The organism is Paraburkholderia dilworthii, from assembly GCF_000472525.1.
In the GTDB taxonomy this organism is placed as follows: domain Bacteria; phylum Pseudomonadota; class Gammaproteobacteria; order Burkholderiales; family Burkholderiaceae; genus Paraburkholderia; species Paraburkholderia dilworthii.
Genome location: NZ_AWZT01000107.1, coordinates 1 through 5,039 on the forward strand (window position 1 = coordinate 1; position 5,039 = coordinate 5,039).

At 56.4% G+C, this 5,039-nt stretch carries 6 protein-coding genes and 1 pseudogene; 4 read left to right on the top strand and 3 right to left on the bottom strand.

The genetic code is table 11. From position 1 onward, the window contains the following. The first annotated feature begins 72 nt into the window (after positions 1–72). Positions 73–354, top strand: coding sequence for an IS4 family transposase (locus tag F759_RS0135040; RefSeq protein WP_456088834.1), 282 nt, complete (start codon positions 73–75; stop codon positions 352–354). Between the two features lie 19 nt (positions 355–373). Here F759_RS0135040 and F759_RS41855 read toward each other — a convergent pair whose 3' ends face one another. The 3 genes from F759_RS41855 to soxR form a co-directional block, all read right to left on the bottom strand. Then, the gene (locus F759_RS41855) at positions 374–1,210 is read right to left on the bottom strand and encodes a sulfurtransferase (protein ID WP_084534458.1); all 837 of its coding nucleotides are present in this window, start codon (positions 1,208–1,210) and stop codon (positions 374–376) included. A gap of 146 nt (positions 1,211–1,356) precedes the next feature. Further along, a complete protein-coding gene (locus F759_RS0135045) occupies positions 1,357–1,998 on the bottom strand; it encodes a glutathione S-transferase family protein (protein WP_027803866.1) in 642 nt (213 codons plus the stop codon). A gap of 352 nt (positions 1,999–2,350) precedes the next feature. Beyond that, positions 2,351–2,839 carry a redox-sensitive transcriptional activator SoxR gene (gene soxR, locus F759_RS0135050; protein ID WP_244439002.1) on the bottom strand — a complete coding sequence of 163 codons (489 nt, stop codon included), beginning with the start codon at positions 2,837–2,839 and terminating at the stop codon, positions 2,351–2,353. A 181-nt stretch (positions 2,840–3,020) separates the two neighbouring features. Between soxR and F759_RS39790 the strand changes: the two genes are divergently transcribed. The 3 genes and pseudogenes from F759_RS39790 to F759_RS39795 form a co-directional block, all read left to right on the top strand. Continuing rightward, positions 3,021–3,923 carry a questin oxidase family protein gene (locus F759_RS39790; RefSeq protein ID WP_244439003.1) on the top strand — a complete coding sequence of 301 codons (903 nt, stop codon included), beginning with the start codon at positions 3,021–3,023 and terminating at the stop codon, positions 3,921–3,923. A gap of 481 nt (positions 3,924–4,404) precedes the next feature. Next, on the top strand, positions 4,405–4,662 hold the full coding sequence (locus F759_RS45380; protein ID WP_407668574.1) for a GNAT family N-acetyltransferase: 258 nt from the start codon (positions 4,405–4,407) through the stop codon (positions 4,660–4,662). Continuing rightward, positions 4,550–5,039 (top strand): annotated as a pseudogene (locus tag F759_RS39795) (IS110 family RNA-guided transposase); the annotation flags it as partial. The gene F759_RS45380 and the pseudogene F759_RS39795, both read left to right, overlap by 113 nt.

The following is a 5,039-nucleotide window of genomic DNA, read 5'->3' on the forward strand; positions in this document are numbered from 1 at the left end:
GAGGACTCGAAGCTACGCACCGCCGATCGACTTGCGAACCTTATCTCCGTATTCTGCATCCTGAGCTGGCGCATATTCTGGCTGACAATGATCAGCCGATGTGCGCCGCAAGCTCCAGCTGAGGCAGCCTTCACCTCAACGGAAATAGAATTGCTCGAGTGCATAGTCCCTGACTTGCCGCTTACCGCGCAGGNACCACCGCTCCTGCGAAACCTTATCAAGGTCGCCCGGCTTGGAGGCTATCTGGGCCGAGCCAGTGATGCGCCACCAGGTAATACCGTCGTGTGGCGTGGCATGCGGCGCCTCACCGATATTCAACTAGGTTATGAACTCGCCCTGAATCGAAGTGGGTAATTGCAAGGACTGGGCCACATCAGTCGACGCTTATTGGCAGGTCACGTCGGGCACCCCATTCAGACCAAGACCCGTCATAAACCGTGATATCAGTTACTCCGATCACCTCTGCCGCTAGAGCGGGAACACACGCCGTCACTCCGGAACCGCAGCTAAAAACGAGTCGCTTTGATGCCAAAGAAAGCCCATCGAAGATAGTTCGCAATTCGTCCGCAGAACGCATAACTCCTTGATCGAGTACCGAGTCGAAGGGCATATTTACTGCGCCAGGAATATGTCCGCCACGCAAGCCCGCTCGTGGCTCAAGAGCCGTTCCTTTGAATCGTCCCGAAGACCTCGCATCAACAATCGCATAGTCGGGGGATTGCATCGCTTCGCAAACAAATTCTGCGTCGCAAAACACTTGTGATCGAAAGTTTGCGACGAAATTGCCCGGCTGTCGGTACGCGTCAGATGCACGAGGGTAGCCGGCAGAACTGGTCGCTCGCCAAGCCGGCAAGCCGCCATCAAGCACCGCGACTTTGTCGTGGCCCATAGCCTTGAATGCCAGCCGCAGCCGAGGGCTTGCGTAAATGCCAAATTTATCGAATACGACAATCGTATGGTCGCGGTTTACGCCTAACGCCCGCGCATCCTCCGAAAACTTGCAGGGTGCCGCCAGCATGTGAGGTAAAACTTGATCCTCGTCTGCGAAATACTTGTTGAGATCAACGTATATAGAACCCGGCATTCCCTCGTCCTCAGTCGGCGGTGCTGCGCCGGCTGATACGGCCGATGGCAGTCCTGCTTCCAGGATGATCAGGTCCGGTCGCGTCAGGTTTTTTCGCAACCAGGCAACAGAAACAAGCGGTTCCATAGTGTCGTTTAGTCCGAATTTATAGAGGTCGATTTTTCGAATGTTGCAGTAGCCTCGCGGCCATAACGCTAATAGACCGATTGTTGACGATTACGGTCGAGGCGTCGAGTGGCCGAAATTGGCCGTCGCGTGCCGCACGCAGCAGCTCACGGACTTGTCCGAGACATGCTGTCGCGAGCGGCGAATCGCTGCCACCAGCAGGTCAATTTTTCGTGCCCTTCCGTTAATGAAACGGCTTCAGGTGTCTGCATGAAGCATGCGAATATTGGCGCGGCGTACAGATCGGCAAATGTCACGTCATTGCCGATCAGAAACTCTCGGTCGTCGGACAGCCGGTTCAATTCGGATAGACAGACAGCGGCACGCGGTAGCGCGGCAGCGATCTTCCGCTCGTCGGCTAACCGGCCTTCGCGAGCTGAAACCACGCGTTCAACGTATATATCCCAAACGAGCGTTCGGTAAGCATAGGCGTCCAGTATCCCAACGATCTGATTTACTCTGGCGCGGGCTCTCGGATCTGTCGGTTGCAGTTTGCATCCGGCAAAAGCGTCGTCGATATAGCGAATAATCGCGCCTGTCTCGTAAAGATGGAACCCGTCGTGCTCGAAGGCCGGAATGCGGCCGAACGGGTGCCGCGTCAAATGCTCTTGCGGAACCCCCGTCTCTGCGAAGACATCCACTTCGACCAACTCATATTTGACCTGTTTCTCTTCCAGCGCGAGCGGGACGATCCGCGCATAGACACTCCATGCGGCTCCGTATAGTTTCACCACGTCGGTAGTCGGCATAGCATCGCCCAAGTCGCGCACGAGAGGCGCAAATACGACAGTTTAATTTAATGAGGCCAGCGATCTCCAATTCCGCGCTGCGAATCGGCATTCGCACACAGCGGTTTTGTCGACGATCTATGTGCAGAGGGCGAATGTCCCTTTTTGGCCGACATGGGAAGCTCGGTGAATCGCAAGCGCGTTGCCGGTCGCGTCGACAGCGAGCTTCTGTAGACGAACCGTTTGTGCCACTCGCATTTCGCTAAAGCGGCCACTCACGGGAAGGGAAGCTGGGAGTGCTCCATAACGCTCAACGGTTACAGAGATCGAGTGCGCCTATTGTTGCCAGATACGTCCATGCGTGAGCGCCGCATCATTTTTTCTGTTTATCCAAGACATCCTCAGCCAGCACGGAGCGTGAGGCATCGCCCATCAGATATCGAGCGCCGCTCCCGCGCCGTCTGGCAACGTCTTGAGGATTGTAGAGTGCACACGATTTCAGCGAAAGGCACCCGCAGCCCACGCAGGACGTGAGCTGATCGCGCAATGCGATGAGTCCGTCTATGCGCTCCTGAAGCAGCGGGTGCCACGTCCGTGAGAGACGCTCCCAATCCTGCTTGGTCGGAGTGCGTTGCCCCGGCAACGTTTCAAGGGCAGAACGAATCTCTGAAAGATTCAGTCCGACAGCCTGTGCCGCACGGATGAACCCAACCCGGCGAAGCGTGTCCCTGCGATATTGCCGTTGACCGCCTTCCGTTCGGGTGCTGCAAATCAGCCCCTGTTCCTCGTAGAAACGGATCGCACTGGTCGCTACGCCAGAACGCTTCGCCAGTTCGCCAATTGCAATTGCCGTCTCGTTCACGACACCTCCAGAAATTTCTTCTTGACTTCAAGTTTACTTTAACTTTCACAATGAGGCTCCCTTGCTTCAAGTGTGAGATGGCAACATGCGAACAGACTCTGTTCACCTCAAGTTGAGCGAGCTTCTGAATGCAAACGAGCGCTTCGCCCTCGCGGCTAGAGGTACAACGAATCATTGTCCGATGGCGCTAGTTGCGTTGGCTGAAATGGGGGCGTCGCCAGCTCGACTGCAGGAATTTTTCGATATGTGGGAACGCGAGTACGCTTTGGCTGCACCCTTTGTCGACACAATCATTTCTCGTCACGAGTGGTCGGGGCACCTCGGCGATACCTCCGCTTTCGGAGCGTTGCGTCTTTGCTTTCTAGACTGGATCGCCGACGCCGGGCCTGTTTCTGTCATCACGGAAGTTCTGCAGGCGGTTCCTTTTGCTCCTGCAACACAGGCTTTTCACGCGCTCATCCGATTGGCTTATGGCATTGAGGCTGAGCATGCCGGCGAAATCGCCTCGGGGTTGGCATCGTTAGTCTCGTCCCATCTACCTATTGACGTTGCTGTAGACGAAAATCGCACGGCGGAAAGCGTCGATGCCGGGCTTGATCATGTCGCCCGGGCAATGAGTGGCGTTGTTATTCACGGCAACTCAATCACATCGCGTCTGCGCGTCGTCGCGAGCGATGTACGGTTTGCGAAAGCAGTCCTCGCACCTCCGGCCGATGTGTATTTGCTGGACGATCTGGCGCGAGCGACGATCGAAGCGTACTGGCGTAACCCAAACTTCACGATACTCCATACGGTCACCGCAACGCGCGCCGCGCGAATCGTCTTCGCTGAGCTACCTGACACGCTGGTCGGGCAATTGCTGCCGAGCCTGTGGGTCGCGCTGTGCGCGGCTTACACAACTGTCGGCTGTCCGGCAAACGCAAATGCACATACTGTCGACGCCACTGTTGGGTGGATCGACGTGTGCAGGATGGCAGTGGCTTCGAACGACGACCACGTTATCAAGATGGTGTACACGTGTCTTTGCGAAGATCGTCGCAATCCATCGCCTCTTTACCTCGCGTCAGCGGCGAGGCTGTTATAGGTGCGCCAGCCGAGCCGGACCTGCCCGCCACTTGAATCGCGCCTCGAAGAGGCACCACCTGCATTAGCCGTGAACCGAAGTAACGGGATTGTTAGCATCTGGCCAGAGATGTCGAACGACCGGTCATGGCCGAACGCGGGCCGACGGCGAACGCACCAAACCGACCCGGAGCGGACGGCCAAGCATGCGTAAAGCGGACACTGGCGGTGGCGTTGCGCTGCAATCGACATAGGCAAACGGACTTAGAATTGCTGCTCTCACTTCGAAAGTGTACCTGATGCTTACAATCCGTCCACTCACCAGCGAATCGCACAACGATTGCACGAATGTGTTGCGCATCTTTCTCGAAGCACCGTCATACACTCAACTAGTCGAAGGTCGGTCGCCGTCGAGAGAAGATGTCAAAGACTTCTTCAACGGCAAACCAGCCGGTAAGGATGCAGCTGACAAATCAGTCTTCGGGTTCTACGTTGGTCCAGACATGGTCGGCTGTGCCGACGTGATTCGCTCCTATCCGACCGATGACTGTGCGTGGATAGGGCTGCTGCTTTTTTCCGGCGCGCACCAGAGTCGAGGCTACGGAAAGACCGCGTTAGCGTTAATCAACGCGATTGCGCGTGAGTGGGGTTGCCGCCAAGACAGAGGATCAGCAAGTGATGCTAAGCCTTCATCGTATGCGCTCGTTGCTCGTCAAGTTTCGAACAATGCAAATAAATCAGCTGCGCGGGTTGCTGTATGAATTCGGCGTTACCTTTCGCGCAGGGCGCGTTGCAGGGCTCGATGAGATCAGGGAGCGCATGGCAGAACTCGAAGACACGCTGCCACGATCAATAGTTCTGAACCTCCTCGAACAGTTGCGTCGCATCAACCTGTTTGAGGAAGACATCAATCAACTCGAGAAGAGGATTGGTGCATGGCAGAAGCAGGAAGCGGCGTGCCGTGCGATTTCCGAAGTACCGGGAATCGGCCGCCTGACTGCAACGGCCTTAGTCGCAACAATTGGAGATGCGAAGACATTCAGGTCAGGCCGCGAGTTCGCAGCGTTTCTGGGGCTCGTTCCTCGTCAGAACGGTACGGGCGGAAAGATACGGCTCGGCTCGATCTCAAGGCGCGGTG